The sequence below is a fragment of the Luteibacter aegosomatis genome (genome assembly GCF_023078455.1).
Classification (GTDB): Bacteria; Pseudomonadota; Gammaproteobacteria; order Xanthomonadales; family Rhodanobacteraceae; genus Luteibacter; species Luteibacter aegosomatis.
Genome location: NZ_CP095740.1, coordinates 1,382,012 through 1,408,887, shown reverse-complemented (window position 1 = coordinate 1,408,887; position 26,876 = coordinate 1,382,012). Strand labels below are relative to the sequence as shown.

Below are 26,876 nucleotides of genomic sequence, written 5' to 3'. Positions count from 1 at the left end.
CAAACAGCGACCAGCTCGTGGGTGTCGAATTGGCGCATGATCCGCATCGCCAACCACATGCGCACGCGCGGCCCACCCTGGGCGGACTTCTGCTTCCGTAGCGTCCGGTTGCGCAGCTTCGGGGTCATGCAGCCGCCGAGTCGCTGAAGCTGAAGCTGCGTCCTCGCGGCCAGTCGGCGAGCGTCATGGTCTTGAGGCCCTTGGCTTTACCGATATGCTCGATATGTGAAAGGCCGACCACCGCTAGTCGCATACTGCCTTGCGTGGCGTCGTACAGGCGCTGCAACAGGTCGGCGTCGATGTCGATGTCGCAAAGCTGCGTCGCCATCAAGGAGATGTCGTCGCGCGTTGCGGGCTTAAACTGGACCCACTGCGACATACGTCCAGCGAGTTGCGGTCGGCTACGCAGCTTGCGCTCGATGCCGGACATGCCAATCAGGACCACCGGCACGGTCGCCAGATCATGAATGTCGCGGAGCGTTTCCACGAGGCGCTGCTGTGTGACCAGATAGTCGGCCTCATCCACAAACACCGGCCGGCCGGTCTCGGCAAGTCGTTGGACGATAAGTTCAACGGTCTCGACGTTGCTGGGGCGCGGGTCAAGGTCCAGCTCACGCGCGATGGTCCGCAGCAGGCTACTGGGCGTGGTGGTGGAGAGCGCCCGGACGTAGACGCCATTGTTTCTCGTGATAAGCCACGTCGTGGCGGTGGTCTTGCCAGCTCCGGTGTCACCGTAGATTAGGCCCATGCCGGGCATGCCAGGCTGGCGGTTGAGCAATGCGTCGGCGGCGGCGCTTAGGCGGGTCACGTTGCTGACGGGTACGATCTTGCTTTTCATTAGTAGTCCCCTTGTGATTTGGTCTTAAGGCACAAATGGTCGTAATCGGTGCCGAGCCCGAAGGGCGCGCCGCCGAAGTCTTCAAAGACGGTCCAGCGGCCGCCGAACTCGGATGTGTTCTGGTAACTCTTGAGCCAGCGCGCGTTCACCTGGTCGATATCGGGTTCAGCGAGAAGCCGAATAGCGCGGCGGAAGCGATCTTCTTCCGTTTCGTTCTGCTGCTGCTCGTCGCGGTTCATGCGGTGCACCAGGTCGATATCTGCCTGTGCAATCGGGCGTCGGTCATGCGGAAGGTCGGCGGCATCGAGCGCGGCGGCAGCGAGAGCGGCAGCGTCGAGCGCTGGTGTCATATGAATTACCCCATGCTGCGGCAGCATGGTCAGCATCGAGGCCTGCGCGGCCTTGGCGTCGAGAATCTCCATCGCAATATCACGCGTCTTGGCCTTGCGACCGATGGCTCGCAGCTCGTTTCGCTTTTCGTTGATGAGCTTGGCCTGGCGCGCCTTGGCTTCGATGGCTACTTCACGGCGCGAAATACCTAGAAGCTCCGGGCACTCGGCGATGCAAACAAAGGCTTCGTCGTGATAGACCACCACGCGACCCTGGTCGGCCTCGTCATAAAGCACATGGACTTTTTCCCCTACCAATGCGCCGAGTTCGGGAGCGCCGTAATACATGCCCTCGATACGCAGGCCCTTCTTGGCGACGGTACGTGCACCGGTGCCGCCTGGTGCCTCGGCCATCAGCACGTCCAGGGCGCGGACATCCCGGATACGGCGCACCTCGGTCTTCGAACTGGCTACGCGCTCGAAGACGCTCATGCCCGCCAGCCCTTCACGGGCTTCCTGCATGTAGACGTCGGCCAGCCACTTGTCGCAGAAGGCCTGGAGCTCGGCCGCCGTCATTCGCAGCTGCACGGTGCTGTTCTTCTTGAACAGGCGTTCCGCAAAGCTCTTCCCAGCGCGAAGCGCCTGTGCCTCTGCCACGTTGTGCCCGCTAAACCCCGGAAGCATTTCCAGTAGATCGTGCGAGAAAGTATGAAAGAACCGCTCGATGTGGGGCTTTTCCCATGGCGAGAACGGTGCACTGAGCTTTACGTCGACGCCGAGGCTGGCAAAAACGCGCTGCATCCTATGGCTGACGTAGTCTTGCCCGTTGTCTAGCTTCGCCCGCTCGGGTACTCCCCACTGCATGAGCGCGCTGCGCAATGTCTGGCAGACCGCATCCGCGCTACTGGTCTTGGTGACGCGCAAGGTTGCGCGACGCGACCACACATCGATAATGCCGACCAGGTTGTGGCGCCCGTCGATCAGTTCGATGTCGCCCGGGGTGCTATCGAACTCCCAACGCTCATTGAGGCGGGATACATCTTCGCTGGCGTTGCCCATGGCTAGCATGTACTTGTTCTTCCATGCATCCGGGTTGGTGAGCGCGGTGAATACCTGGTGGTTTTCCGCCTTCCAGTGCGTGAGCCATCGTTGCACGCTACGAAGCGTGGGAAGCGAGTCGCCCATGTGTGCAAAGCGGGCTTCGATGGCGCGATGAAGGTGCTTTCCGCCCAGGTGCGGCGTGGTCGAAATCATGCCCACCGCGAATTCGTATAGCTGGGGATTTCCATTGATCAGGCCGGAGCCTTCGCGATTTCCGTAAGCGCCGGCCAGCGCAACAGCTCCTTTTGTTTGCAGGGCCTTTCTCCAACGGCGCAATGAGGCGCCGGAGACTTCGGGTCCGATGACACGGCGGGCCGTTTCGGAGCCAACTTCACCGGACGCATATGCTCCACAGAAGGCCTCGATGGCAGCGGTAATTCCCATGCCATGGTTGGCGGCAAAGCTATCAAGCTGCACCAGGAGATCTAGCTTTGCGTTCATGCGGTCGGCGCCATGTCCAGTTTTACCCGCGGCTGCGGCAAGACCCGCTTCCATAGCGCGATGACGCGATGTCTGGTCGATAGCAGCCGTCAGGGTGTGACGGCGCCCTAGGCTTTCGCCAGCTCGGAAATGCACGCTTGTAGTCGCAGCTTGCGCGGCGGTGACTGCATTCGCGTGTCGAACGGCACGCTGAACGTCGTCGGGAAGCACGTCGATCTGGTATAGGCGCTTCCGGCCTCCCCGGACAGCGACTTCCGAGAACGGCCATGCCTCGCGAGCCGCTTTAAGCTCTGCGGCGCGCTTTGTAACCCGTAGGGCGAAGGCAATCCGCTGAATGTCGATGCCGTCCCCTGTGGACGCGCGGGCACCGTCTGCCATTTACACGCTTCTCCTTAGCTCGTTCTGGAGAAGCCGTTCGATCTGGCGCAGCTTGTCTTGCTCGCCCTTTACCCGGCCGAGCTCGGCCGCGAGCGCCTCGCGCCCGATGAAGAATCGGCCGCCGCGAACGCTCGCGAGCCAGTTGCTATACACGTAGCTCTCAGTGGCCACCTCAAGCGCGGGCATAAGGTAAGCCGGAGCATTGAAGTCGGCTTTCGAGGGCGCCGTGTAGCTGTCGAGCATGTACTTCGATACGTCTTTGCCGGTCAGCTCTGAACAGCGGCAGGCGACGGTCGCACGGTCGTGGCCGTCGAGCATCGTCTTGACCAGGTCCGCGATGGCGGGGCGGAAATCCATGCTGCCTGGTGCACTGGTTGCAGGCACGGGCATGGCAAACATGTCGTGAGTGAGGGCGTCGCGGCGGGCCATGATTAGCCCCTGATCCGGGCGTGGTGCGGTGTAGGGACGATCGGGTAGATCTGACTCATGTCAGTTATTCCTTCCCGGATTGCGAGTGACCGGCCTGCGGCCCAGTGGTAGCCTTCCCTTGCGGCGGCTGATTGCCCGGCCTACGAGGTGCGGCACCGGCCTGGCTGTTGGGTGTGGTCAGGTCGGCGCAGTACCGCGTCGGCCAGATCTCGCCGGGTTTCTTGTCGAGGACGTCAGCGATGATTTTTTCGGCACGGGGATAGCGCCGACGAAGCGCGCCGGTTAGCGCAGTGCGGGCCTGATAGCCGTTTTCGAAGGCGAGCTGCTGCAAAGACCAGCCAGCCTTGTGGACGGCGGCGATGATATCTGCGGTGTGCCAGTCCTCTTTCGGGGCTGGTTTTTTTACGGCCGCGTTTGTAGTCATGTGGGTCTGCGCCAGTGGGTGGTGTCTATGGCGCAGATACTAGGCACAAAAGTGCCCTTTTACAAGCACGAAAGTGCTTCGCTCTTTGGAAAGTTGGGAACGAACGTGCTTTTTTTAGAATTTCCTCGTCAGCTCAGTGACTTAGACGAAGCGCGAAATACGCGACGCGGGTGCATGCCTGCTTCGCAGTTCGGCTCACGTAAGTGCGAACGGGGGAATCGCTGTGTTTGGTGACCGACTTGTGCACATTCGTGCCCATCGCTCGCAACGCGAGATGGCTGAAAAGCTCGGGGTTTCGCTGCGGACGTACGGCCACTACGAGCGGAACGAGCGAGTACCCGACATCAGCATGCTTGCCGTGCTGATGGGCGAGGGTTGGAACGGCAACTGGCTAATCGCCGGGCAGGGCCCCGAACGGACGGACATCGCGGTCGAGCAGGCTCCAGGCGGCGCGTCTCAACCATTGCGATCCGACGAACTTAAGCTGTCCATCCAGCTGGCAGAGGAAGCCCTGGATGGCGGCAAGCTCGAGCCAGCAGACTACGCGGAGCTCGTTTCCCTCATCTATGACGCCTTGGTCAACGGTCTGCCGAGCGCACAGATCATTGCGTTCGCGCGGCCCGCCGCTCGCGGGCTCAGCCATAGGGGGAACGATGGAAAAGCAGTGGGTGGAAAGGGTTAGAGCCCTCCTGACGAGGGCGACGCAGCACAATAGGGCGTCTGGGACTGATTTAACGGCCCTGAAATCAGGCCTGGATGAGGCCTTACAGCAGGCTCAGGAAAGCAGGGAGGGGGCGGGAAAATCGCGCCAGCCCTACCCGATCAGGAGGAAGCACCTGTTGGCCCAGATCCGGCTGAAGCTTAAGCACTATGCGTTCAACGACGAGGTCCAGGCGTTCGTACACGCCGTTGGCTTTGAAGTGCTTGAGCAGCTGGACAACGACCAGCTTTGCGCCCTGAACGCCTGGCTCCAAGGGCTGTGTGAGGCGGCTGGAATGGTGGAGACGCCGTTTCAGATGTGCGTGGCCCGCTGATTTGCAAATCAAGTGACATCTGCGACGCGGCGTGCGCATTGTGTTCAATCCAAGCGCCGCCGCCGACCTAAGGGCCTCGCCTTACTAAACGGGCGGCAAACGTCCATTTGGCGCCGTTTGTCCGGTTTCATCCGGCCTCATCCATGTTCTTCCTCCATTGATCACTCCAACTGGCACGGCACAGACGAGGTGCCTTTCGAAAAACGGGTCTCGACCTGTTCGGGAGGTGACCGCTTCAACGGCACCGGAAGGGTTCCCGCAAATCCCTCCGCCGATACGATCGGCTCCCACCCTTCGGTAGCAACGCTGCGCCGATAGGACCCATTCCACCGCCTCGGTAGCAAGCCTTCGACGACCGGCCTACCGAAGGGGTGGGAGCCGATCGTATCGGCGAATCCTGCGAAGCGGCACGTCGAGGATTCACCGCGACCGATCGAACGCTAAAGCACCAACGGCCTGTCCGGTAGCTGGTTTTCGCGAGACGAACCGTCACCGGGATAGTACGTCGCCAACAACGCTCCCGCCTCGGTGACGCCCGTAAGCAGGCCTTCGCGAAGGCGCCCCGCGGCGAACTCGTCACGCATGTGCGCGGTGATCGATTCCCACTCGCTTGCGGTAACGCGCTTGGCGATGCCCCGATCGGCCACGATTTCGATGCGATGCTCCGCGAGCAGCACGTAAAGCAGCACACCGCAATTCTCTTCGGTATCCCAAACGCGAAGATGGGCGAACAGCATCGCCGCGCGATCACGCGCGGTGACGCCCTGGACGACCGCGCTCAACGGCAACCGCGACTCGATCGCCACGCGCAATTCGCCACGATGTTTTCCCTCGCCCTCGGCGACCAGCCGGGTCACCGCCTCGAGCACCTCGGGCGGAAACGCCCGGCCGATACGGAACCACTCGCCGAAAAGGTTTTGCCTTATCCGTCGCATGTCCATCACCAGTTCCCCGACGCGCCGCCACCACCGAAGCTGCCGCCGCCACCGCTGAAGCCGCCGCCACCGCCGCCTCCGAAGCCGCCGCCGCCACCGAAACCGCCACCACCACCCCAGCCGCCGAAGCCACCCCAGCCCCCGCCGCCGATCGAACGACCGGCGCCGACGGGAATGGCCATGAAGAGGGCGCCGGCGACGAGTCCGAGTACGCCGCCGAGGATGGAGTGCATGAACAGCCAACCCAGCCCGCCGGTGATCGCGCCACCCAACGGCATGCGCACGCCCAACGGTGCGCGGCCGAGCAACCCGCGCAGGAACAACACGCCGAAGATCAGCGGCAAGAGCAAGTGCCCGCCCCCATTGCGACGGCGCTCATGGCTGTCGTCGGGATTCACCGGCGCAGGCAACGATTCGCCCTGCACGATCTGCGTGATGGCGTTGAGTGCCTCGTTGATGCCGCCGTAGTAATCGTTGACGCGCAGCTTCGGCGCCATGTACTCGCGAATGATGCGGGCGGCGATGGCGTCGGGCAGTGCGCCCTCCAGTCCGTAGCCGACCTCGATGCGCACGCGGCGATCGTCCTTCGCCAGCAACACGAGCACACCGTCGTCGGGGCCCTCGCGTCCCACCTTGTTGGCCTCGGCCACCTTCAGGGAGTAGTCCTCGAGATCGTCGGGCTGCGTGGTGGGCACCATCACCACGACCACCTGGGAACCCTTGGCCTTTTCCAGCGCGACCAGCCGCGCGTCAAGTTGATCGATCCGGTCGGCACTGAGCGTGCCCGTGAGATCGGTGACGTGACGCGTCAGCTTCGGCACGGCCGGCTCGTCGGCCGCCGGCGCCGCCCACGGGGCCACCAGCAGCGCGACGGCCAGCCATAACCCGGCCGCGAAACGTCGCATCAGCGGCCGGCCGAGGTAGCCGGGGCCGGGGCGCCGCCGAAGTCGACGGTGGGCGCGGTGGAGATGGCCTTTTCGTTCTCGACGCTGAAATTGGGCTTGACCGAGTAACCCATGACCTTGGCCGTGAGGTTGTTCGGGAACGAGCGGATCAGTGTGTTGTACGACTGCACGGCATCGACGTAACGCTTGCGCGCCACCGTGATGCGGTTCTCGGTGCCTTCGAGCTGGGCCTGCAGATCGCGGAACGAGCCGTCGGCCTTCAACTGGGGATAGTTTTCGCTGACCACCAGCAGGCGCGACAGCGCGCCGGAAAGCTGGCCTTGGGCCGCCTGGAATTTCGCCAGGGCTTCAGGGTCGTTCGCCTGCTCGGGGCTCAGCTGCACCTGGCCCACCTTGGCGCGGGCGTTGGTCACCTCGGTGAGCACGCGCTCCTCGTGCTGGGCGTACCCCTTCACCGTGTTCACGAGGTTGGGTACCAGGTCGGCACGGCGCTGGTACTGGTTGAGCACTTCGGACCAGGCCGCCTTGACGGCTTCGTCCTCGCGCTGGATGGCGTTGTAGCCGCAGCCGGACAGGAAGCCGGCGAGGAGGACGAGGGCGAAGGTGCGGACGAGTGTCTTCATGGCGGCGGTTCCTTGTGTTGTGCGCGCACAAGGTAGCGCAAATTCGTGCGCCCTGGCTTTCAGAAAAACCTTGGCCAGAGAATCAGCGCCCAGCTCACGCCCACCATCAGCAACAACAGGAAGACGGCCGCCGAGCCCATGTCCTTGGCCCGTCCGGCCAGTTCGTGGAACTCGGGGCTGACCTTGTCGACCACCGCCTCGATGGCCGAATTGAGCAGCTCGGCCGAGAGCACCAGGATCGGGAAGGTGATCAGGACGATCTTCTCCAGGGCGCCCTGCCCCAGCCACAGCCCCAGCGGCACGACGATCACGGCGAGGTAGACCTCGAGCCGGAACGACGCCTCGTAGTGAAAACAGGCACGCAGGCCTTTCATGGACCACTGGAAAGCCGAAAAGACCTGGCGCGGGCCGCGCGGGACGTTGGATGCCATGGACGGTCAGATGCCCGTCGGAACGGCCGCGGAGGCGGTCCGGGAGGTCGGGTGGACAGGACGATGCGGCATGTCGGGCGGCGTCGGAAGGGTCGGAAATGGCCCACTACTATGCCACAGCGGCCTTGCGGGCGGCTTAGGGACCCTCCGCGTCCCGGATGCGTGGCGAATCGCCGCGCCCCTCTGGCGGCGCAACACGACCCGGCGGACCATTTGGGTTAGTCTTGACCAGTTATGGCCTCGTTCAGGGTCATGGCGACGGGAGTCGCGTTTTTTCGCGACTCGCTGTTTCCAATGCGCACGGAATCTACATGGCACTTCAGAACCCGCCCGTTTCCCAGACCCGATCCTTCAGCACGGTCTTCCTCATCGAGATGTGGGAGCGCTTCGGCTTCTACGGCATGCAGGTGCTGATGGTCACCTACATGGTGAAGAAGCTCGGCTTCGCCGAAGTCGACTCGAACCTCATCTGGGGCGCGGCGTCCGCCCTCATCTACGCCACGCCGGCCATCGGCGGCTGGATCGGCGACAAGTTCATCGGCACCCGTCGCACCATGCTCACCGGTGCCGTGGTGCTCATGATCGGCTACGCGTTGCTGTGGATCCCCACCAACAACAGCCTGTTCCTGTACGTCGCGCTGGGCGTGATCATCCTCGGCAACGGCCTGTTCAAGCCCAACGCGGGCAACCTCGTGCGCAAGATCTACGAGGGCGACGAGGTGAAGATCGACAGCGCGTTCACCATCTACTACATGGCGGTGAACGTCGGCTCCACGATCTCGATGCTGCTCACGCCCTGGATCCGCGACTACGTGGGCGAGCACTACGGCGACGCGCTGGGCTGGCACACCGCCTTCGGCGTGTGCTCCATCGGCCTCATCCTCGGCCTGATCAACTACTTCTTCATGCGCCACACCCTGGCCCACATCGGCTCGGCGCCGGACGAGCGCCCGCTGCTGGGCCGCAACGTGGCCGGCGTGCTGGTGGGAGGCCTGGCGATCATCGCCGCGTCCGCTTTCATCCTGCAGAACCAGGACGTGGCCAAGGCCTGCGTCTACATCGCCGGCGTGGTGATCCTGGGCATCTTCGTGCACCTCATCCGCTCGGTGGAAAAGAGCGAGCGGGCCGGCCTGATCGCCGCGCTGGTGCTCACGGTGCAGACGATCTTCTTCTTCATCTTCTACCAGCAGATGTCGACTTCGCTGAACCTGTTCGCGCAGCGCAACGTCGACCTCGACTTCGGCCTCTTCGGCGTCCACATCCTTCGCTGGATTCCCGAGCAGTTCCAGTCGCTGAACGCGATCTGGATCGTGATCCTCTCGCCGATCCTCGTGTGGATCTACAACACGCTCGGTCGCCACGGCAAGGATTTCTCCGTCGCCGCCAAGTTCGCCCTGGGCTTCGTCGCCGTGGCCGTGGGCTTCTTCATGTACGGCCTGGGCGCGAAGACCGCCGTGGGTGGCCAGATCTCGTCGTGGTACATGGTCTGGGGCTATGGTTTCTATTCGCTCGGCGAGATCCTCGTCAGCGGCCTGGGCCTGGCGATGATCGCCCGCTACGTGCCGGCACGCATGGGCGGCTTCATGATGGGCGCCTACTACGTGGCCTCGGGCGTCGCGCAGTACATGGGCAGCGTGGTGGCCAATTACGCCGCGATTCCCGACAACATCACCGATCCGCTGCAGTCCCTGCCGATCTACACCAGCCTGTTCAACAAGCTCGGCTTCGTCGGCGTGGCCTGCACCGTCATCGCCGTGGCGATGCTGCCGCTGATGCGCAAGCTCTCGCTGGACCACGCACTGGCCGACGTTCCGCCGGTGCCGCCCGTGCACAACGAAGACCTGTGATACCCCGCGAAGGGCCGCCCGGACGGGCGGCCCTTCGACCATGAAGAGATCGACGTGAGCGACCACCTGCACTCCCCGACGTCCCGCTCCGGTCCTTTCGCGCTAGCGCGCACCCTCGCCTGGCTTCGCCTGTGCGCCATCGCCGGCCAGAGCGTGGCGATCCTCTCCTGCGTCACCCTGCTCAAGCTCGACGTGCCGTTGCTGCCGCTGATGCTGGGCGTGTGCGTGCTCGCCGTGTTCGCCGCCGCCGCGTCGTTCCGGCTGGGCATGCCCTGGAAGATGACCGAGGGCGAGGCCATCGTGCACATCGCCGCCGATACGCTGGTGCTGGGCTACCTGCTCTATTTCACCGGCGGCGCATCCAACCCCTTCGTGACGCTGCTGCTGGTACCCATCGGCCTGTCGGCCGCCGCGCTGTCCATCACCGGCGTGTCCCTGGTGGCGATCCTCACCGGGGTGGCCTACGTCCTGTTGGTGCCCTATCACCGGCCGCTGCCCTCGCTGGGCAACAAGGGGCTGGATTTCGATCTCTACGTCGCCGGCCTCGGCGTCAACTTCGTGATCATGGCGATCCTGCTCGGCGTGTTCATCAGCAACCTCGCCAAGGCGATCCGCTCGCAACAGGACGAAGTGCAGCGCGTGCGCGAGCGGGCGCTGCGCGACGAGGGCATCCTCGCCATCGCCACGCAGGCGGCCGGTGCCGCCCATGAACTGAATACGCCGCTGGCGACGATGCGCATGCTGTTGCCCGAGATCCGCCGCGAACACGCGGGCGACACGCCCCTGGGCGACGACCTCGACCTGCTCGAGGGCCAGGTGGAGCGATGCCGCACCATCCTTCGCGAGATGGTCGCCTTCGGCAAGGCGCAACTCTCGCAGGAACCCGAGCGGGTCACGCTCGACCAGTTCGTGCACAGCTGCATGGAGCGCTTCCAGCTGCTGCGTCCGGAAGCCGACGTCACCCTCGACGTGGAACCCAACGCGGCGCGGCTTCGCCTGCGCTCGCCACCGGGCTTGCGGCATGCCCTGATCAACCTGCTGAACAACGCCGCCGACGCCTCCGCGCTGAACGACAGCGCCGCCGTGTCCTTCGGCATCCGCATCGACGGGCGCTGGCTCGAGCTGATCGTCACGGACGAAGGGCCCGGTTTCGACGAGTTCGACGAACTCGGCACGCTCGGTCTTTCGCAGAAGGACACCGGACTCGGCATCGGCCTCGCGCTCGCCGAAGCCACGGCGGAGCGCCTCGACGGCGAGCTGGCCGCCAGCAATACCGGCCACGGTGCCCAGATGCGCCTGCGCCTGCCCCTTTCGGTCATCGGAGACCCTGCATGAACGACCTCACTCCTCCCACCGGCCGTCCTCTGCTCATCGTCGACGACGATCCCACCTTCGCCCGCGTGCTGGGCCGTGCGCTCACCTCGCGCGGATTCGAGGTGATCAGCGCCGACAACGCCGACGATGCGCGCGCCCTCACCCGGCGGCACCAGCCGCGCTACTGCGTGCTCGACCTCAAGCTCGGCGACGAGAACGGGCTGCGCCTCATTCCCGAGCTGCAGTCGCTGGTGCCCGACATCCGCGTGCTGCTGCTCACGGGCTATGCCTCGATCGCCACCGCGGTGGAAGCGATCAAGCGCGGCGCGCACGACTATCTGGCCAAGCCGGTGGATGCCGACGCCGTGGTCCGTGCGCTTCTCGACGGCGACGGCGGCCCCGCCGACGCGGACGATCCGGTCGATGCGCCCGACGCACCCCTGCCGCTGCGCCGTCTCGAATGGGAGCACATCCAGCGCGTGCTCACCGAATGCGAGGGCAACATCTCCGAAACGGCGAGGCGCCTGGGCATGCACCGCCGCACCCTGCAGCGCAAGCTCAGCAAGCACCCGGTCCGGGAACGGCCCGAGGAGAACTGAGCATGCGCCGATTTGCCCTTCTCGCCGCGCTGGCCGTCGCGCCGCTCGCGCATGCCCACGACATGCACGACATGGCGATGGGCCACGAAGCGCCCCTGGGTTTCGATGCCGCCATCGATGCCAAGGGCCGCCTCTGGGTCGTCGACACCGTCGGCGAACACGTGCGCGTGCGCCGTTCCGACGACATGGGCAAGGGCTTCGCCCTCTCCACCATCGTCAATCCCACCGGCGAGCCGATCTACGCCGAGGGTGAAAACCGTCCGAAGCTCGCCCTGGGTCCGCAAGGCGAGCTTTACGTGACCTGGTCGCAACCGCGCAAGGCGCCTTGGACGGGCTTCGTACGCTTCTCGCGCTCGCTCGACGACGGCGCGCACTTCGACACGCCGAAGACGGTGCACGTGGATCGGGCGGAGATTACCCATCGCTTCGATTCGCTCGCCGTCGACGGCAAAGGCCGTGTCGTGGTGGCCTGGATCGACAAGCGCGATCTCGAAGCGGCGACGAAAGCAGGCAAGCCGTATCTGGGCGCCGCCACGTATTACAGCTGGTCGACCGACCGCGGCGAGCATTTCGCGCCGGAGCGCAAGATCGTCGACCAAAGCTGCGAGTGCTGCCGCATCGCCCTCGCCCGGGCGCCAGACGGTTCCGTCGACGCGTTCTTCCGCGCCATCTACGGCGACAACATCCGCGACCACGCCTTCGCCACGCTACCGGTGGACGGCGGCCATCCGGCGGTGCGGCGCGGCACGTTCACCCAATGGCGCATCGAGGGCTGCCCGCACCACGGGCCCTCGCTCGCCATCGACGCGTCGGGCGTGAAGCACGCCGTGTGGTTCAGCGCCGCGGACGACCGACCGACCATCAGCTACGGCCAGCTCGTCCCGGGCAACCCGCCCGAGCACACCGCCGTCGTCGCGACCACCGGCGCATCGCATGCGGATCTGGCCGTGGACGGCAAGCATGTGTGGATCGCCTGGAACCAGATGACCGCTTCCGGGCTCGACCTCATGCTGCGCGAATCCACGGATGGCGGCACGAGCTTCGGGCCGCCCCGCGCGATCGCGCATACCGACGGCGCGTCGGGTTGGCCGAAGCTCGTCCTGTCGAAGCAGCAGCCTTTCGTGGCGTGGAATCCCGGCGGCACGTTCCGCCTCGTGCAGGTCGGGCCATGAGGCGCGTGGCCGGCATCGCCGCCCTGGCGTTCTGCGCCGCGGCGCAGGCGGCTCCGCCGACACCGCTAGCATCTGGCGACGTCGCGGCACTGCTCGCACCGCCGTCGAAGGGCGTGAAAGTCATCGCGATCTGGGCACTGGATTGCGCTTACTGCGAGGAAAACCTTTCGGCGTTGCGCGCGTGGCAACGCTCGCATGCCGACGTCGACCTGGTTTTCGTGTCCACCGACGCGATGTCGCAGGCCGGGGCGCTCGAGGCGCGGTTGAAGGCGGCCAAGCTCGACGACGTGCCGTCGCGGGCGTATGCCGATGCGACACCGGAGCGGCTGGGTTTCCTCATCGATCCTTCGTGGGGTGGTGAGACGCCGCGCACGGTGGCGATCCGGGCCGACGGGTCGAAGAAGGCGGTGAGCGGGGCGCTGGATACGGATCGCATCGCGCGGTTGGTGGGCGTACCCGCTTCGTAGGCATCGCGAACAGGGTTCGCTCCCACCCTCCGGTAGCAGGCTTTCCTACCGAAGGGTGGGAGCGGACCCTGTCCGCGAATCGGAGACCTCAGGCCTCGATGGGCTGAGGATTCGGGAACCGCACGCTGGCGATGCGGTTCGCCCCGGGCAACGCGCGCAGTTCGAGCGGCCACTGGAACCGATCCGACAACCGCCGCGCGATGGCTAGGTCGAAGCCATGGCGATCCACCGCGGCGTGCCGCCGGCTGCCGGGCTCGGGGACGTCCACGGCGGGGTTGATGACGCTCACGCTGCCGGGCATCACGGTGACCACGATGGTGCCCTGGTCGGTCTGCTGGAGCGCATGCCGGATCAACTGCCCGCACAGCACCGCGAACACGCGCGGTGACGCATGCAGCGCGAAGCACGCGGGCTCGTCGAGAATCAGTTCGACCGGCCGTCCCGCTATGAGCTCACGGGCATAATCCACTTCCTGGCGCAACACCTGGTTGACCACGAAATCCTCTTCCGCAAGCCCCTGGTCGGACTCGCGGGAAAGGATGAGGAATGCTTCCACGAGGGATTCCAGCTCACGCGTGGAGCGACGGATGCGCTCCAGCGAGCGATGCCCGAACCCGGACAGCTCGGTCTCGTCGGCGAGCATGTCCGCCGACATCTTGATCACCGTGAGCGGACTGCGCAGTTCGTGGCTGGCGTCGCGGGTGAAGTTGCGCTCGCGTTCGCCATAGCCTTCGATGCGCGACGCCATGCCGTGGAGCCCGCGAACCAGCGCGGCCACGTCGTTGTCCGAATGCACGCCGTCCCGACCGCGAAGTCCTTCGAGGTCCGGGCGTTCGGGATCCCAGGCGTCCATCAATCGCGCCAGCGCCGCCACCGGCAGCCACTCGCGCGACACGGCCAGCCAGGCGAGGCCGCCCGAACAGAGCATGATGAACACCGCGGCACCCAGCGGCGCCACGTTGTTCGCGGCCATGATCGAGGCGACCACGACCACCAGCGTCTGCAGGATCATGACCAAGGCGACGCGGAACCGGAACGATCCGCGCCGACGCCGTCTGCCCTGCGAACGACCCTCATCCATACATTGCTACATCCAGCCCCGCGACGTCGGCATCAGGCAGTGTGTTGGGAAGCGGCGACCTCGGAATCGAGGTCGGCGAGGCGATAACCCGCCGAGTGGATCGTGTGCAGCAGCGGACGATCGAACGGCTTGTCGATGACCCGGCGCAGGTTGTAGAGGTGCGAACGCAGCGTATCGGAGTCGGGCAGCGTGTCGCCCCAGATCTCGCGCTCGATGTCGCGGCGGCTCACCACGCGCGGGGATTCGCGCATGAGGATCGCCAGCAGCTTCAGGCCGATCGGGGATACGGTGAGTTCCTGCCCGCCGCGCGTCAGGCGCAGGGTGGCGGTATCCAGCGTCATGTCGCCCACGGTGAGCACCTCGGACGACACCTGACGGCGATCGCGGCGGATCAGCGCGCGCAGGCGTGCTTCCAGCTCCCGTACTTCGAACGGCTTGACCAGGTAATCGTCGGCGCCGGCCTCGAGGCCCACGAGCTTGTCTTCCAGCGTGTCGCGGGCGGTCAGCATGAGCACCGGCGTGGATTTCTTGCCGTCCTTTCGCAGCTTGCGGCACACGTCCAGGCCATCCATGCCCGGCAGCATCAGGTCGAGCACGACCACGTCGTAGCTGTTGGATACCGCCAGGTGCAACCCGCTGACGCCGTCGGCGGCGTAGTCGACGGAATAGCCACGACGCTCGAGGAACTCGCCCACCATCTCGGCGATCTGGCGGTTGTCCTCGACGAGGAGAACCAGGCCAGCCTGCTCATCACGGTTGCTCATCGCTCCACTCCTCTTTGGTGATTCACAAATGTGAAGAGTTAACGGCCGGGCCGGTGAGTACAGCGTGAAGGCCGAAAAAGTCGATTCATTCTGGGTGGGGCAACGTCGACGTTATGTCGTCTACATCAGCAATGGCGAAAGCATTTTCCACACGTTTTCCGCCACCCTGGGTTCTCCCTTGGCGGTAGGATGCAGACCGTCATCCTGCATCAGCGCGGGATCCAGCGCCACCCCGTCGAGCAGGAACGGCACCAGCGGCACGCCGTGTTTCTTCGCGGCGTCGGCGTAGACCCGACGCAGGCCGTCGCGATACTGCGGGCCGTAATTCACCGGCAGTTCGATGCCCAGGAGCAGCACCTTCGCACCGGATTTCTTCGCGGCGTCGATCATGCTGTCGAGGTTGTCGGCCAGTTGCCCCAGGGGCAATCCCTGCAAGCCGTCGTTGGCGCCCAGCTCGATCACCACCACGCCCGGCTTGTTGCGTTTCAACAGCGAAGGCAGCCGGTTGCGGCCGCTCAGGGAGGTTTCGCCGCTGATGCTGGCATTGACCAACGTCCACGGCGTCGCCATCTTCGACGTGCGAGCATTCAGCAGGCGCACCCACCCGGCTTCGACCGGGATGTTGTGCGCCGCCGACAGCGAGTCCCCGAGCACCAGCACCTCACGCGGCGGCGCGGCCGCGAAGGCCATGGCGCACCAGACGAACAGAAACACCACCATCAGGCAACGACGCATGAGCGATTCTTCCCGTGTTCTTCTCGAAGTGGCGGATGTTAGCAAGTCGGTTTTCGGCCCGGAGGGGCGACTGGACATCCTCTCGGGGGTGAACCTGCGGGTGAGCGAAGGCGAGAGCTTCGCCATCGTGGGGGCGTCGGGATCGGGCAAGACCACCCTGCTTGGATTGCTCGCCGGCCTGGATGTTCCCACGACCGGCAGCGTGCGCCTCGGCGGCCAGCCCCTCGAAGGGATCGACGAGGAGGCGCGCGCGGCGATCCGTCGCCGCCTGGTCGGCTTCGTGTTCCAGTCGTTCCACCTGTTGCCCGCGCTCACGGCGGAAGAAAACGTGATGCTGCCGCTGGAACTGGAGGGCGACGACGACGCCCGCGACCGGGCCCGCGCCGCGCTCGACACCGTCGGCCTCGGCGCCCGCCGCCGCCACTACCCGGCACAGCTCTCCGGCGGCGAGCAGCAGCGCGTGGCGCTGGCCCGCGCCTTCGTGCACGGCCCGCGCATCCTGTTCGCCGACGAACCCACCGGCAACCTCGACCAGCACACCGGCGAGCACGTGGGCGACCTGCTGTTCGACATGAACCGGCAACACGCCACCACCCTCATCCTCGTCACCCACGATCCCCGCCTGGCGGCGCGCTGCGCGCGTTCGGCCGAACTGCGCGAGGGACGCCTGGGGGTGGCCGCGTGAACGTCGCCCGCCTCGCCCTGCGCACCCTGCGCCGCGAATGGCACCTCGTCGAACTGCGCACCCTCGCCGCCTCGCTCGTGCTCGCGGTGATCGCGCTCGGTGTCGTCGCCACGATTTCCACGCGCCTGGAACGCGGCATCCTCGCCAGCTCGGCCGAATTGATCGGCGGCGACGTCGGCATTTCCGCACCGGCGCCCTTGCCCGAACCGATGCTGCGCGCGGCCCAGGCCGACGGCCTGCGCGCCTCGCGCGGCGCCCAGTTCCGCAGCGTGGCCTTCGTCGGCGAACGCAGCCAGTTACTCGACGTGCTCGCCAGCGACGGCGCCTACCCGTTGCGTGGCACGCTGACCGTGCGCGATGCGACCGGTCGCGATCGCGATGCGCACGGCCCGGCGCGCGGGGAGGTCTTCCTCGATCACCGGGCGATGGTGGGGCTCGGCATCCACGCCGGTCAGAACGTGCAGATCGGCGGCCGCGATCTTCGCGTTTCCGCCGAACTGGTCCGCCAGCCGGATGGCGGCGAACTGTTCGCGCTCGCGCCCAGGGCGCTGATGAACCTGGACGATGCCGCCGACGCCGGCCTGCTCTCGGTCGGCAGCCGGGCGAGCCATCGCCTTTTCGTCTCGGGCGATCCCGGCGACGTGGCGCGCTGGCGCGCCAGTGTCGAAAGCGCGCCGTTGCCGGCCGGGGGTGAGCTGATCACGCCGGAAAAGATGCAGGAGCGCATGCGCAACGCCTTCGATCGCGCGGGTGCCTTCCTGCGCCTGACGGCCTTGCTGTCCGCCCTGCTCGCCGGCGTGGCCATCGCCCTCGCGTCTGCCCGCTATGCGCGGCGAAAGGCGTCGGAGGTGGCCCTGCTTCGCGCACTGGGCACGCCGCGCCGACGCGTCGCGGCCTTGCTGGTCTCCACCCTGGCCGCCCTGGCGATTCCCGCGGCCGCCCTGGGGATGGCCGTGGCCCTGGGGCTTGCCCAGGGCGCCTGGTATTTCGCGCGCCAGCTGTTCGACGACGTGCCCACCACGCTGCCGCTCGGGCCGGCCTTCGCCGCCGCGGCGATGGGCCTGGCCGTGCTCGCCGGCTTCGCGCTGCCGCCGCTCGTGCGCCTCGCCGAGGTGCCGCCGGTGGCGGTCTTCCGCGAATCGATGCAGCGTCGCGTGCGCCGTTTCGACGCGCTTTACCTCGTGCCGCTGGCCACCGCCGTCGTACTGATCTGGTTGCAGAGCGATTCGCTGCGCCTGGCCGGCATCCTCGCCGTGAGCCTCGCGGGTGTCGCTCTGGTGGCCGCCCTGCTGGCCGCCTTGCTGCTGGTGATCGCCCGGCGCGTGGCGCCCGGCGCGCATCCCGCCCTGCGCCTGGGCCTGGCCGCGCTGGCGAGGCGTCGTGGCCTGTCGCTCGTGCAGGCCACGGCCTTGTCGCTCGGCCTGTGCGCCCTGCTCCTGCTCGCCGTCATCGCGCCCTCGCTGCTCGACGGATGGCGGCGCGAGCTGCCGTCCGACACGCCCAACTGGTTCGCGCTGAACCTCCAGGACGACCAGCGCGAGGGCTTTTCCAACGGACTGGCCCGCATGGGCGCCACGCAGGTCAACATGATGCCGCTGGCGGTGGGCAAGCTCACCACGATCAACGGCCAGCCCGTCGACAAGCTGCCATTCCTGAGCGACGACGAAAAGGAATCCGCCGATCGCCAGCTGCGGCTGTCGTGGAGCGCGGATCTTCCGCCGTCGAACAAGGTCATCGAAGGCGCCTGGGCGGGGGCGTCGCCCGCGCAGGCCGAGGTGTCCGTGGATACGTCGTGGCGCGACCGATTCCACCTGAAGCTGGGTGACACGCTCGGTTTCGAGGTGGGCGAAGGCACGCTGCAGGCCAGGGTCACGAGCGTGCGCCAGGTGGACTGGACATCGTTTCGGGTGAACTTCTTCCTGCTGCTCGATCCGGCCCATGCGGCCGAGCTGCCGCATACGTGGTTGACCAGTTTCTACCTGCCGCGCGGCCACGGCGACGCCTTGTCGAAGGTGTCGCGCGACTACGGCAACCTCAGCCTCATCGACGTGGACGCCCTGCTCGATCGCGTGCGCGAGATCGTCGATCGGGTGGGCACGGCGGTGCGCTGGGTACTCGGCTTCAGCCTGATCGCCGGCGCGCTGGTGCTCGCCGCCGCGCTGGCGGCGAGCGCACAGGAGCGTCGCAAGGAGGCCGCGCTGTTGCGCACGCTGGGTGCCACGCGCATGCAGTTGCGCGCCGCGGCCGCGTGCGAGTTCGCCCTGCTCGGCGGCGTGGCGGGCCTCACCGCCGCGTTGGGTGCGCTGGGCGCGGGTCTCTGGCTGGGACAGGCGGTATTCCGCATCGAGCATTTCGTGCCGCCGGTGTGGCCGCTGGTCGGCGCGGCGGCGCTCGCCGCCTTCGTGGTGATGCTGATCGGTTTGCTGGGGACGCGGCGGGTGCTGCGGACCTCGCCGATGGCGTTGTTGCGCGAAGGGTGATCGCGATCTGGATTCGCCGATACGATCGGCTCCCACCCCTTCGGTAGTGGGCGTCCTACCAACGGGGTGGGAGCCGATCGTATCGGCGAATCACGCTGGCGATGAACTACCGGGTTGCACCATATCCAACGCCATCACGATGGCATCCTCGCGCCCGCCCCGCGCGGGGTAATAACCCGGCCGGCGACCGATCTCGCCGAAGCCGAGCGATTCGTACAGCGCATGCGCCACCGGATTGGACGGCCGCACTTCGAGAAATACCCGCTCGGCGCCATACCAGCGCGCGAGGTCGAGCAGGCGGCGCATCATGCGACGGCCGTAACCGAGGCCGCGGTGCGCGTCGTCGATGCATACGTTGAGCACGTGAGCCTCACCGGCCGCCACCGAGAGGATGCCGTAACCGGCGATGACGCCGTCGTGCGCGATGATCCAGCAGTTGTGCCCCGCCTGGAGGCAGTCGCGAAAGATGCCCGGGCTCCAGGGAAACTCGTACGACGCCTGCTCGATCGCCGCCACGGCATCGAGGTCTTCGCGGCGCATGGCACGCACTTCGGTCGAGGGATGGGCGACGGCGACCATCGGCCTCACTCCCTCGCCAGCGCGCGACCCAACGCACGCAAGGCGTTCCAGAGGCGGCGCTTGGCGACCGCCTTGAAGAGGATGTCCGACGGGGTATCCACCAGCACGATCTGCGCCGTGCTCATCACCGCGGCCGGCAGCTCGTGACCGAGCGCCCTCGCCTGCGCTTCGCCGAAAACGAGGTAGGCCGCGGCCACCGGCACCTGGCCGAGGCCGCGCTCGCTCACCTCGAGCCTCGCGGCCCGGCCCGTCACCGGCCCGAAGGCCCGCAACGCGCGGCCCACGAGGTCGAGTTCGCGCTCGCCGCATCCGGCCGGCAGGATCACCACGCAGGGCACGCGGCCGTCGGCGGCGGGAGCGTCGTTCGCGGGCTCCGCGGCGACGGTACCGCCCGTGCGCAGGCGCCAGGGCGTGACGCCCATGGCGCGAAGCAGCCGGTCGCGACGTGGCAGGGCCTGGGTCATGCCGTCATTCCGTCGGGCGCGGCACGTGGCGGCGTGCGCGACGGCGATGCGCGGCCCGGCCCCATAGCGTCATGACCGGACCGGAAACGGTGTAGATCACCGCCACGGCGAACAGTACGCGCGCGGTGTCGATCACCAGCAGCACCACGATGAGCACGGCGGCAATGAGCCAGATGAAGGGCACGCGGTCGCCCTTGGGCCACGCCTTGAAGCTGAAATAGCGCACGTTGCTGACCATCAGCAGGCCCGCGATCACCGCCATGGGCATCGTGAAGAAGGCCACCGACGGACCGGACACCTCGAATTTCTCCATCGTCCAGACGAACGACATGCACAGCCCGGCGGCCGCCGGGCTGGCCAGGCCCTGGAAATAACGCTTGTCGGCCACGCCGACCTGGGTATTGAAACGGGCCAGCCGCAATGCCGCGCAGACGGCATAGATGAAGGCGGCGGCCCAGCCGATCTTGCCCCAGACGCGACCGTATTCGGCCAGCGACGACAGCGACCAGGTGTACATCACCAGCGCCGGTGCCAGGCCGAAGCTGACCAGGTCGGACAGCGAGTCGTACTGCACGCCGAATTCGCTCTGGGTGTTCGTCAGGCGCGCCACGCGGCCGTCCATGCCATCGAGGATGCCCGCCACGAACACCGCCAGCGCCGCCGTGGCGTAATGGCCGCCGATCGCCGAGACGATGGCGTAGAAACCGGAAAACATCGCGCCGGTGGTGAACAGGTTCGGTAGCAGGTAGATCCCGCGATGGCGCGGGCCCCGGGCTTGGATCGGTTCGCTCATGGGCCGTCGGCTTGGAATGGGGGGCCAGTGTATCCCACGTGCCGTGAAGCGTCAGTCGGACGACGGGGAAAAGCGCGACCTGAGTCGCTTGCGCCCCCTTCGAGCCGGTGCTACTTGTGTGCGCCACCTACCCTCGGATTATCGACATGCGCCGCTGCCTCGTCCTCGCCGTCCTGATCGTTGCCTGTCCGCTGGCGATGGCCCAAGCTTACAAGTGGAAGGATCCCCAGGGCGTGACCCACTATTCCGACGCGCCGCCGCCGGCGGGTGCCTCCAAGGTGGAAAAGCTGAAGATACCCACCGCAGGCGCCTCCCCGACGGCCGCCGCCACCACGGCACCCGTGCCCCGTCCCGCTCCCGATACCCGGGCCGATACGCCGGCCAACCGTGCCGCACTCTGCGACCAGGTACGCAAGAACCTCACCATACTCGCCAACGAAAAGACCATCACGATGGACGACGGCAAGGGCGGCACCAAACCGGTGGACGACGCGACCCGTGCCGCCGAACTGAAGAAGGCCCAGGCGCAGCAGACCCTTTACTGCCCCGCGTAACCCCTGATCGACGCCGGGGCGCCCTATAATCGCGAGTTCCACCCCGCGGACGATCGCCCGATGCGCCTCAGCCAGTTCCACCTCGCCACCGTCAAGGAAGTTCCCGCCGACGCGGAAATCGCCAGCCATCAGCTGATGCTGCGCGCGGGCATGATCCGCAAGCTCGCCTCGGGCCTTTACACCTGGACGCCGTTGGGCCTGCGCGTGCTGCGAAAGGTGGAGGCGGCCGTGCGCGAGGAAATGAACCGCGCGGGGGCGATCGAGGTGCTGATGCCGTCGGTGCAGCCGCGCGAGCTGTGGGAAGAAACCGGCCGCTGGGAGAAGTTCGGCGGCCAGCTCCTGAAGATCAAGGACCGCAAGGAGCAGGAGTTCTGCTACGGCCCCACGCACGAGGAGGTCATCACCGACTTCGCGCGCAACGAACTGAAGAGCTACAAGCAGCTGCCGCTGAACTTCTTCCAGATCCAGACCAAGTTCCGCGACGAGATCCGCCCGCGCTTCGGCGTGATGCGCGCGCGCGAGTTCCTCATGAAGGACGCCTACTCCTTCCACCTCACCCCCGAATCGCTCGGCGAAACCTACCGGGTGATGTACGACGCCTATTCGCGCATCTTCACCCGCCTGGGCCTGGAGTTCCGCGCGGTGGACGCCGACACCGGCGCGATCGGCGGCAGCGCCAGCCACGAATTCCAGGTGATCGCCGATTCGGGTGAGGACGCCATCGCCTATTCCGACGCATCGGCCTATGCGGCCAATATCGAAAAGGCCGAGGCGCTCGCGCCCACCGGCGAGCGTCCCGCGCCCTCGGCCGCCCTCGCCCGCGTCGACACGCCCACCCAGCGCAGCATCGACGAAGTCACCGCCCTGCTCGGCGTACCGGCCGCGCAGACGGTCAAGACCATCCTTGTGCGCGGCCGCGACGGCCTGGTGGCGCTGTGCGTGCGCGGCGACCACGAGGTCAACGAGGTGAAAGCGTCGCACCTGGACGAACTGCCGGACGAATCCGAACTCGCCAGCGAGGAAGAGATCCTCGCCGCCACCGGCACCCGGCCCGGCTTCATCGGCCCGGTGGGCCTGCCGGACACCATTCCCGTCATCGTCGATCGCAGCGCGGCGGTGCTCGCCGACTTCGTCTGCGGCGGCAACCAGGACGGCACGCACTTCACCGGTGCCAACTGGGAGCGCGACGCGCGCATCACGCGCGTCGCCGACATCCGCAAGGTGGTCGAGGGCGATCCCTCCCCCGACGGCAAGGGCCACATCCGTTTCGCACGCGGCATCGAGGTAGGCCACATCTTCCAGCTCGGCCAGAAATACGCCGAGGCCATGGGCGCGGGCGTGCTCGACGAACAGGGCAAGATGCGCACCATGTACATGGGCTGCTACGGCATCGGCGTGAGCCGTATCGTGGCCGCTGCCATCGAGCAGCGCCACGACGACGCCGGCATGATCTGGACCGACGCCATGGCCCCGTGGCGCGTGGCGGTGTGCGTCATCAATCCCAAGAACGATCCGGCCGTAGCCGAAGCCGCCGAATCGCTCTATGCGGAACTCGCCTCGCGCGGCATCGACACCGTGCTCGACGATCGCGGCCTGCGCCCCGGCCCGATGTTCGCGGACATGGAACTGATCGGCATCCCGCATCGCGTGGTGGTGAGCGGACGCGGCCTCGAGGCGGGCACGTTCGAGTACCGCGCCCGCACGGACAGCGAAGCCCGCAACGTGACCCGCGACGAATTGTTCGCCTTGCTTGGATAAGCCTCCCGACGCCAATCCGCCGATTATCTATGTAGGTAATGGCTGGTTATGGCTGATATATAGTCGTCGAATGCCCGGTGGCGACACCGGGCATTTTGCTTTTTTCGTTCCGATTGGTTAAAAACTCCTGCGTGGTTCCCTTTATTTCATTCGCGCCGAATGACGGGAGCCATTTATTTACGAAATATCCCCGGGAGAATCCGTTAATGGCAGTCGATATCAAGAACCTCAACCACAACCAGCTGACCGACCTGATCGCCAAGGCGCAGGCGCGTCAGGGGGAGCTCTCCAAGGAGCGCATCGGCAAGGTTCGCGAGAAAATCCAGGCCATCCTGAAAGCCGAAGGCGTCAGCATCGATGAGGTATTCCCGTCGCGTGGCGGCGCCAAGTCCAAGCGTACCGGTGCCGTCGTGGCGGCCAAGTACCGGGATCCGTCCAATCCGGAAAACACCTGGTCGGGTCGCGGCAAGCGCCCGCGCTGGTTCAACGATGCGCTAAAGGCGGGCAAGAAGGAAAAAGACCTGCTTATCTGATCCTTTTTTCAGGAAAAGCCCCGGCCATGCCGGGGCTTTTTTTATGTCCAGGGAAAAATCGAATGTCCTGACGTAGGCACCGGCCTGCGCCGGTGCCTACGGCGAGACGTCCGGTTATCGCGACACGGTGATGCTGCGCGTCTTCGACTCCGCGTGCCCTTCGTCGTCGACCACCGTCAACGTCACCGGATACGTACCCGGCTGGGCATAGGTATGCGAAGCCTCCGCCCCCGTGGCTTGCGCGCCGTCGCCGAACGTCCAGCGTTGCGCCACGATGCGTGCGTCGCCCGCCGTGGACTGCCCCGAGAACGTGCTGGTGAGGCCCGTGCTGCTCGCGCCGAAATCCGCATGGGCCGCCACGGTGGCTACCGCCGTATTGATGGCGGACGCATAGTTGGCCGTGTTGCGGCCCGATGCCGAACACTTCTGGATATCGTCGTACAGCCACATGAAGCCGCCCGGGATACCCGTGCTCTTCTTCCACGCGGTCATCTTCGTCTTCACCGAGGTCGGGCTATCGCCCGAGGTGCAACCCGTGCCATGCAGCGACCACAAGCCCGGGCGCACCGTCATGCCCATCGCCGTGGACCACTGCTTGGGATCGTTGCCCGCGCCGCCGTCGTACACCTGCAGGTAGATACGGTCGACGCTCGAACCGAGGTTGCTCTTCAGCGACGACCAGAAGCCCTGGTTCGTATACGGCACGAAGGTGATCTTGTAGCCCTGTCCCGCCAGCATCTGGCCGAACTTGGTGGCCGAGGAAAGGTCGTAGGCGCTCTCGTCGTCGAAGTTGGCCGCGTCCGCGCCGGTCAACTGCTTGAGCACCTGGAAATTTCGATAGAGGATGCTGCTCGTACCCGTGCCGCCGCCCGATGCCGTGCTGTTCACCAGATCGCGAATGTGCTCGAAGTCGGGAACGCCACCCGAACCGATCGAGACCTCGATGCGGTTGATCGAGGTAGGCGACTGCTTGAGCGTCTGCAACTGCGACGACCACGTGGTGTTGGTCCCGATGAAGGCGCCGTTGGAGATCAGTTTCTGGTCGTTGAGATTGAGGTCGCCGTTGGCGTCCACGTGGATGCTCCACAGCATCACGGTGGTGAATCCGGACGAACGCAGGTCGTTCATCACCGGCGTGCCGCCGCTGTAGAACGGACCACCGCCATAGATGGCGGAATCGGCGAAGACAGGGGCGCTCGCGGCGGCGACGGCCAGGGCCGTGGCGAGGATGAGCGAACGGTTTCCGTACTTGGAGGTGTTCATGGCGGGTCATCCCTACTGGGGTGGCAAGGCCAAGGGACGATCCCTTGGATCGATCCAACATGTCACCGTCCCGCGCGCCTGCCAATAGGCTTGCGCCCGTCATGTGATGCGCCCGACATTGGTGCGAAGCACCATCGCCTCGATCCAAAAACCAAGCGTGCGCGAGTTGCCGAATACGCCCTTGCGGCCGTCAGAGGGAACGTCTGGGTGCCACCAGCAGGTCGCCGAAAAGCAGGCCTGCCACCAGCGATACCAGCAGCGTGACCACGAGGAGACCGGTATCCATGCCCAGCGACGTATCCCGGTCGAGCAGGTACGACACGCTGCGGAAGCTCACCGAGCCCGGTACCAGGAGGATGATGCCGGGTTCGCGCACCACCGCCCCGGGCTGTTTCGCATAGCGTGCGTAGACGTTGCTGAGCGCACCCAGCAACAGGCCTCCCACGAACACGCCGACCGGCGCGGCGGGCAGCGATGCCGAGATGCGCCCGCCCCAGGTGGTGGCGAGGTAGCCGAGGATCACCGCGCCCATCACCACCAGCCAGTCGCGGCGCGCGGCGCGAAACAGGATCGCGAACGAGAACGCGCCGATCAGCAGCGAAGGCACGTCGGCCCATGCCGGTAGCGGCGGCAGCGCATAGTCGCGCGGATAGATGCCGAACGCCTCGCACAGCTGGTTGGCGGCGACCGCGCCGAAGGCGAGCTTGAGCAGCGTGGCGATAGCCCCGGCCATGCGCGCCACGCCGGACACCAGGTGCTGGCTGGAAATCTCGCGCACGGCCGTGGTCAGCGCCATGCCGGGCATGAGCACGATGAGGCTGCCCAGGATCACCGACTTCACCGCCAGCGGCACCACGTAGGCGCTGACGACGATGGCGATGGTGGTGGCCACCAGCGCGCTGATCGCCTCGCTCGCCGCCGCCAGGCGCGGCCGGCTTCCCGAGGCCACGGTGATCAGGCCGATGATCGTGCCGATCAAGCCGGCCGTGACCAGGTCGGCCCACGCGCTGTGCAACAGCAGGGCCACCACGGCCGCGGCGCACAGGCCGTAGCTGGCGACCAGTCCCACGTTGTCGCGGAAGGTGTCCGCCGCGGCGAGCTTGCGCAACAGGTGGAAGCCTTCGCGCAACTCCATCCGGCCGTCGATCACTTCGTCGGCGATGCGGTCGGCCTCGCAAAGGCGCCCCAGGTTGACGTCGCCAGGCGGCAGTCGCATCACCTGCGTGACCTGGGCCACGCCGTCTTCACCCTGTCCCAGGTCGGCGAACGACACGATGATGGCCGTGGGGCTCGACCACACGTCGGCCGAGAGACCCAGCCGCTGGGCCGACCGGCCGATGGCCGTTTCCAGCCGGGGCGCCGTGGTGCCGTACTGATGCAGGCGCCGGGCCAGTTCGGTGAGGAAGGCGATGCGGGTGTTGATCGCCGTGGTGGCGAAACTCACCGGCACGCTGAGCGGCAACGCCTCAGCCAACGTCCACCGCCTTCACGCGCAAGGTGGTGCCGTCGATGCCGATGACCTCGACCGTGGCGCCCAGCGGAAGATCCGGCCCGCTGACCAACCACACGCCGTCGCCCACCCGCGCCTTGCCGCGCCCCTGCACGATGGGCTCGCAAAGCGCGTAACGCCCGCCGATCAGTTGCTCGCCTCGGCGGTTGAGATTGGGGTTACCCGGCGGCGTGCGGTCGATACGCGGCCGCACGAGTTTCCAGTAGGCGAAGCACGAGGCGAAGGCGAACACGGCGAAGACGATGGCTTGCGCCAGCGCGCTCATGTCCGGCACGGCGAACGCCACGATGCCCATGGCCGCAGCGGCGATGCCGATCCACAGCATGAAGTAGCCGGGCAGGATCACCTCGCCGCCGATCAGCACCAGCGCGACGATCCACCAGAGATAGTGCAATGCGAGGGATTCCATG

29 protein-coding genes are annotated in these 26,876 nt (G+C 66.3%); 12 read left to right on the top strand and 17 right to left on the bottom strand.

What is annotated here, in order from left to right:
- Positions 1 to 124: 124 nt before the first annotated feature.
- The 4 genes from L2Y94_RS06485 to L2Y94_RS06470 form a co-directional block, all read right to left on the bottom strand.
- Positions 125 to 838: an AAA family ATPase gene (locus tag L2Y94_RS06485; RefSeq protein WP_247373856.1), complete on the bottom strand. Its 714-nt coding sequence runs from the start codon at positions 836 to 838 to the stop codon at positions 125 to 127.
- Entirely contained in the window at positions 838 to 3,087 is a 2,250-nt protein-coding gene (locus tag L2Y94_RS06480; protein WP_247373855.1) for a transposase family protein, read from the bottom strand. The genes L2Y94_RS06485 and L2Y94_RS06480 overlap by 1 nt, the downstream gene beginning before the upstream one ends.
- Positions 3,088 to 3,516 carry a hypothetical protein gene (locus L2Y94_RS06475; RefSeq protein ID WP_247373854.1) on the bottom strand — a complete coding sequence of 143 codons (429 nt, stop codon included), beginning with the start codon at positions 3,514 to 3,516 and terminating at the stop codon, positions 3,088 to 3,090. It abuts the gene before it with no gap.
- Positions 3,517 to 3,580: 64 nt separating this feature from the next.
- Positions 3,581 to 3,940: a helix-turn-helix domain-containing protein gene (locus L2Y94_RS06470; protein WP_247373853.1), complete on the bottom strand. Its 360-nt coding sequence runs from the start codon at positions 3,938 to 3,940 to the stop codon at positions 3,581 to 3,583.
- 274 nt (positions 3,941 to 4,214) lie between these two features.
- On the opposite strand from L2Y94_RS06470, the gene L2Y94_RS06465 reads away from it, so the two are divergent.
- Together L2Y94_RS06465 and L2Y94_RS06460 are read left to right on the top strand one after the other, a co-directional pair.
- The gene (locus tag L2Y94_RS06465) at positions 4,215 to 4,622 is read left to right on the top strand and encodes a helix-turn-helix domain-containing protein (RefSeq protein WP_247373852.1); all 408 of its coding nucleotides are present in this window, start codon (positions 4,215 to 4,217) and stop codon (positions 4,620 to 4,622) included.
- Between the two features lie 157 nt (positions 4,623 to 4,779).
- On the top strand, positions 4,780 to 4,974 hold the full coding sequence (locus tag L2Y94_RS06460; protein WP_247373851.1) for a hypothetical protein: 195 nt from the start codon (positions 4,780 to 4,782) through the stop codon (positions 4,972 to 4,974).
- Positions 4,975 to 5,414: 440 nt separating this feature from the next.
- Here L2Y94_RS06460 and L2Y94_RS06455 read toward each other — a convergent pair whose 3' ends face one another.
- Genes L2Y94_RS06455 through L2Y94_RS06440 form a run of 4 tightly spaced genes read right to left on the bottom strand, consistent with a single transcriptional unit; the run spans position 5,415 to position 7,868 of the window.
- Positions 5,415 to 5,915 (bottom strand): TPM domain-containing protein, encoded by a 501-nt coding sequence (locus tag L2Y94_RS06455; RefSeq protein WP_247373850.1) that lies wholly within the window; start codon positions 5,913 to 5,915, stop codon positions 5,415 to 5,417.
- Positions 5,915 to 6,814 (bottom strand): TPM domain-containing protein, encoded by a 900-nt coding sequence (locus L2Y94_RS06450; RefSeq protein WP_247373849.1) that lies wholly within the window; start codon positions 6,812 to 6,814, stop codon positions 5,915 to 5,917. Before L2Y94_RS06450 ends, L2Y94_RS06455 begins: the two co-directional genes overlap by 1 nt.
- Positions 6,814 to 7,437: a LemA family protein gene (locus L2Y94_RS06445; RefSeq protein WP_247373848.1), complete on the bottom strand. Its 624-nt coding sequence runs from the start codon at positions 7,435 to 7,437 to the stop codon at positions 6,814 to 6,816. The genes L2Y94_RS06450 and L2Y94_RS06445 overlap by 1 nt, the downstream gene beginning before the upstream one ends.
- Positions 7,438 to 7,496: 59 nt before the next feature.
- Positions 7,497 to 7,868: a diacylglycerol kinase gene (locus tag L2Y94_RS06440; protein ID WP_247373847.1), complete on the bottom strand. Its 372-nt coding sequence runs from the start codon at positions 7,866 to 7,868 to the stop codon at positions 7,497 to 7,499.
- 311 nt (positions 7,869 to 8,179) lie between these two features.
- Here L2Y94_RS06440 and L2Y94_RS06435 point away from each other — a divergent pair, with 311 nt between their 5' ends.
- From L2Y94_RS06435 to L2Y94_RS06415, 5 genes are read left to right on the top strand one after another with little or no spacing between them, the layout of a single operon-like run.
- The gene (locus tag L2Y94_RS06435) at positions 8,180 to 9,715 is read left to right on the top strand and encodes a peptide MFS transporter (protein WP_247373845.1); all 1,536 of its coding nucleotides are present in this window, start codon (positions 8,180 to 8,182) and stop codon (positions 9,713 to 9,715) included.
- Between the two features lie 54 nt (positions 9,716 to 9,769).
- Positions 9,770 to 11,050 (top strand): ATP-binding protein, encoded by a 1,281-nt coding sequence (locus tag L2Y94_RS06430; protein WP_247373844.1) that lies wholly within the window; start codon positions 9,770 to 9,772, stop codon positions 11,048 to 11,050.
- Positions 11,047 to 11,628, top strand: a complete 582-nt coding sequence (locus tag L2Y94_RS06425; protein WP_247373842.1) for a response regulator transcription factor — start codon at positions 11,047 to 11,049, stop codon at positions 11,626 to 11,628. The genes L2Y94_RS06430 and L2Y94_RS06425 overlap by 4 nt, the downstream gene beginning before the upstream one ends.
- Positions 11,629 to 11,630: 2 nt before the next feature.
- Positions 11,631 to 12,800, top strand: a complete 1,170-nt coding sequence (locus L2Y94_RS06420; RefSeq protein ID WP_247373841.1) for a sialidase family protein — start codon at positions 11,631 to 11,633, stop codon at positions 12,798 to 12,800.
- Positions 12,797 to 13,267: a TlpA family protein disulfide reductase gene (locus L2Y94_RS06415; protein WP_247373839.1), complete on the top strand. Its 471-nt coding sequence runs from the start codon at positions 12,797 to 12,799 to the stop codon at positions 13,265 to 13,267. Before L2Y94_RS06420 ends, L2Y94_RS06415 begins: the two co-directional genes overlap by 4 nt.
- A gap of 88 nt (positions 13,268 to 13,355) precedes the next feature.
- Here the strand turns inward: L2Y94_RS06415 and L2Y94_RS06410 are convergent, their stop codons facing one another.
- From L2Y94_RS06410 to L2Y94_RS06400, 3 genes are all read right to left on the bottom strand, one after another.
- On the bottom strand, positions 13,356 to 14,279 hold the full coding sequence (locus L2Y94_RS06410; RefSeq protein WP_247373837.1) for a sensor histidine kinase: 924 nt from the start codon (positions 14,277 to 14,279) through the stop codon (positions 13,356 to 13,358).
- Between the two features lie 101 nt (positions 14,280 to 14,380).
- Positions 14,381 to 15,112 carry a response regulator transcription factor gene (locus tag L2Y94_RS06405; RefSeq protein WP_144911209.1) on the bottom strand — a complete coding sequence of 244 codons (732 nt, stop codon included), beginning with the start codon at positions 15,110 to 15,112 and terminating at the stop codon, positions 14,381 to 14,383.
- A 120-nt stretch (positions 15,113 to 15,232) separates the two neighbouring features.
- A complete protein-coding gene (locus L2Y94_RS06400) occupies positions 15,233 to 15,847 on the bottom strand; it encodes an arylesterase (protein ID WP_247373835.1) in 615 nt (204 codons plus the stop codon).
- Between L2Y94_RS06400 and L2Y94_RS06395 the strand changes: the two genes are divergently transcribed.
- The gene (locus L2Y94_RS06395) at positions 15,846 to 16,532 is read left to right on the top strand and encodes an ABC transporter ATP-binding protein (RefSeq protein ID WP_144911213.1); all 687 of its coding nucleotides are present in this window, start codon (positions 15,846 to 15,848) and stop codon (positions 16,530 to 16,532) included. The two genes, L2Y94_RS06400 and L2Y94_RS06395, sit on opposite strands and share 2 nt — an antisense overlap.
- A complete protein-coding gene (locus tag L2Y94_RS06390) occupies positions 16,529 to 19,012 on the top strand; it encodes an ABC transporter permease (protein ID WP_247373833.1) in 2,484 nt (827 codons plus the stop codon). The genes L2Y94_RS06395 and L2Y94_RS06390 overlap by 4 nt, the downstream gene beginning before the upstream one ends.
- A 90-nt stretch (positions 19,013 to 19,102) precedes the next feature.
- On the opposite strand, the gene rimI is transcribed toward L2Y94_RS06390, so the two are convergent.
- Genes rimI through pssA form a run of 3 tightly spaced genes read right to left on the bottom strand, consistent with a single transcriptional unit; the run spans position 19,103 to position 20,848 of the window.
- Positions 19,103 to 19,591: a ribosomal protein S18-alanine N-acetyltransferase gene (gene rimI / locus L2Y94_RS06385; protein ID WP_247373831.1), complete on the bottom strand. Its 489-nt coding sequence runs from the start codon at positions 19,589 to 19,591 to the stop codon at positions 19,103 to 19,105.
- A gap of 5 nt (positions 19,592 to 19,596) precedes the next feature.
- Positions 19,597 to 20,055 (bottom strand): hypothetical protein, encoded by a 459-nt coding sequence (locus L2Y94_RS06380; RefSeq protein WP_247373829.1) that lies wholly within the window; start codon positions 20,053 to 20,055, stop codon positions 19,597 to 19,599.
- A 4-nt stretch (positions 20,056 to 20,059) separates the two neighbouring features.
- The gene (pssA, locus tag L2Y94_RS06375; protein WP_247373827.1) at positions 20,060 to 20,848 is read right to left on the bottom strand and encodes a CDP-diacylglycerol--serine O-phosphatidyltransferase; all 789 of its coding nucleotides are present in this window, start codon (positions 20,846 to 20,848) and stop codon (positions 20,060 to 20,062) included.
- A 146-nt stretch (positions 20,849 to 20,994) separates the two neighbouring features.
- Between pssA and L2Y94_RS06370 the strand changes: the two genes are divergently transcribed.
- The 3 genes from L2Y94_RS06370 to L2Y94_RS06360 all read left to right on the top strand — a co-directional run bounded on the left by L2Y94_RS06370 (position 20,995) and on the right by L2Y94_RS06360 (position 23,693).
- Positions 20,995 to 21,402 (top strand): DUF4124 domain-containing protein, encoded by a 408-nt coding sequence (locus L2Y94_RS06370; RefSeq protein ID WP_247373826.1) that lies wholly within the window; start codon positions 20,995 to 20,997, stop codon positions 21,400 to 21,402.
- Between the two features lie 60 nt (positions 21,403 to 21,462).
- Complete coding sequence (locus L2Y94_RS06365) at positions 21,463 to 23,160, top strand: proline--tRNA ligase (protein ID WP_247373824.1); 1,698 nt, start codon at positions 21,463 to 21,465, stop codon at positions 23,158 to 23,160.
- Between the two features lie 206 nt (positions 23,161 to 23,366).
- A complete protein-coding gene (locus L2Y94_RS06360) occupies positions 23,367 to 23,693 on the top strand; it encodes an H-NS histone family protein (protein WP_247373822.1) in 327 nt (108 codons plus the stop codon).
- Between the two features lie 114 nt (positions 23,694 to 23,807).
- Here L2Y94_RS06360 and L2Y94_RS06355 read toward each other — a convergent pair whose 3' ends face one another.
- From L2Y94_RS06355 to L2Y94_RS06345, 3 genes are all read right to left on the bottom strand, one after another.
- Positions 23,808 to 24,956: a PKD domain-containing protein gene (locus L2Y94_RS06355; protein ID WP_247373820.1), complete on the bottom strand. Its 1,149-nt coding sequence runs from the start codon at positions 24,954 to 24,956 to the stop codon at positions 23,808 to 23,810.
- A 190-nt stretch (positions 24,957 to 25,146) separates the two neighbouring features.
- Entirely contained in the window at positions 25,147 to 26,430 is a 1,284-nt protein-coding gene (locus L2Y94_RS06350) for a threonine/serine exporter family protein (RefSeq protein WP_247373819.1), read from the bottom strand.
- On the bottom strand, positions 26,423 to 26,875 hold the full coding sequence (locus L2Y94_RS06345; protein WP_247373818.1) for an NfeD family protein: 453 nt from the start codon (positions 26,873 to 26,875) through the stop codon (positions 26,423 to 26,425). The genes L2Y94_RS06350 and L2Y94_RS06345 overlap by 8 nt, the downstream gene beginning before the upstream one ends.
- Between the last annotated feature and the right edge of the window lies 1 nt (position 26,876).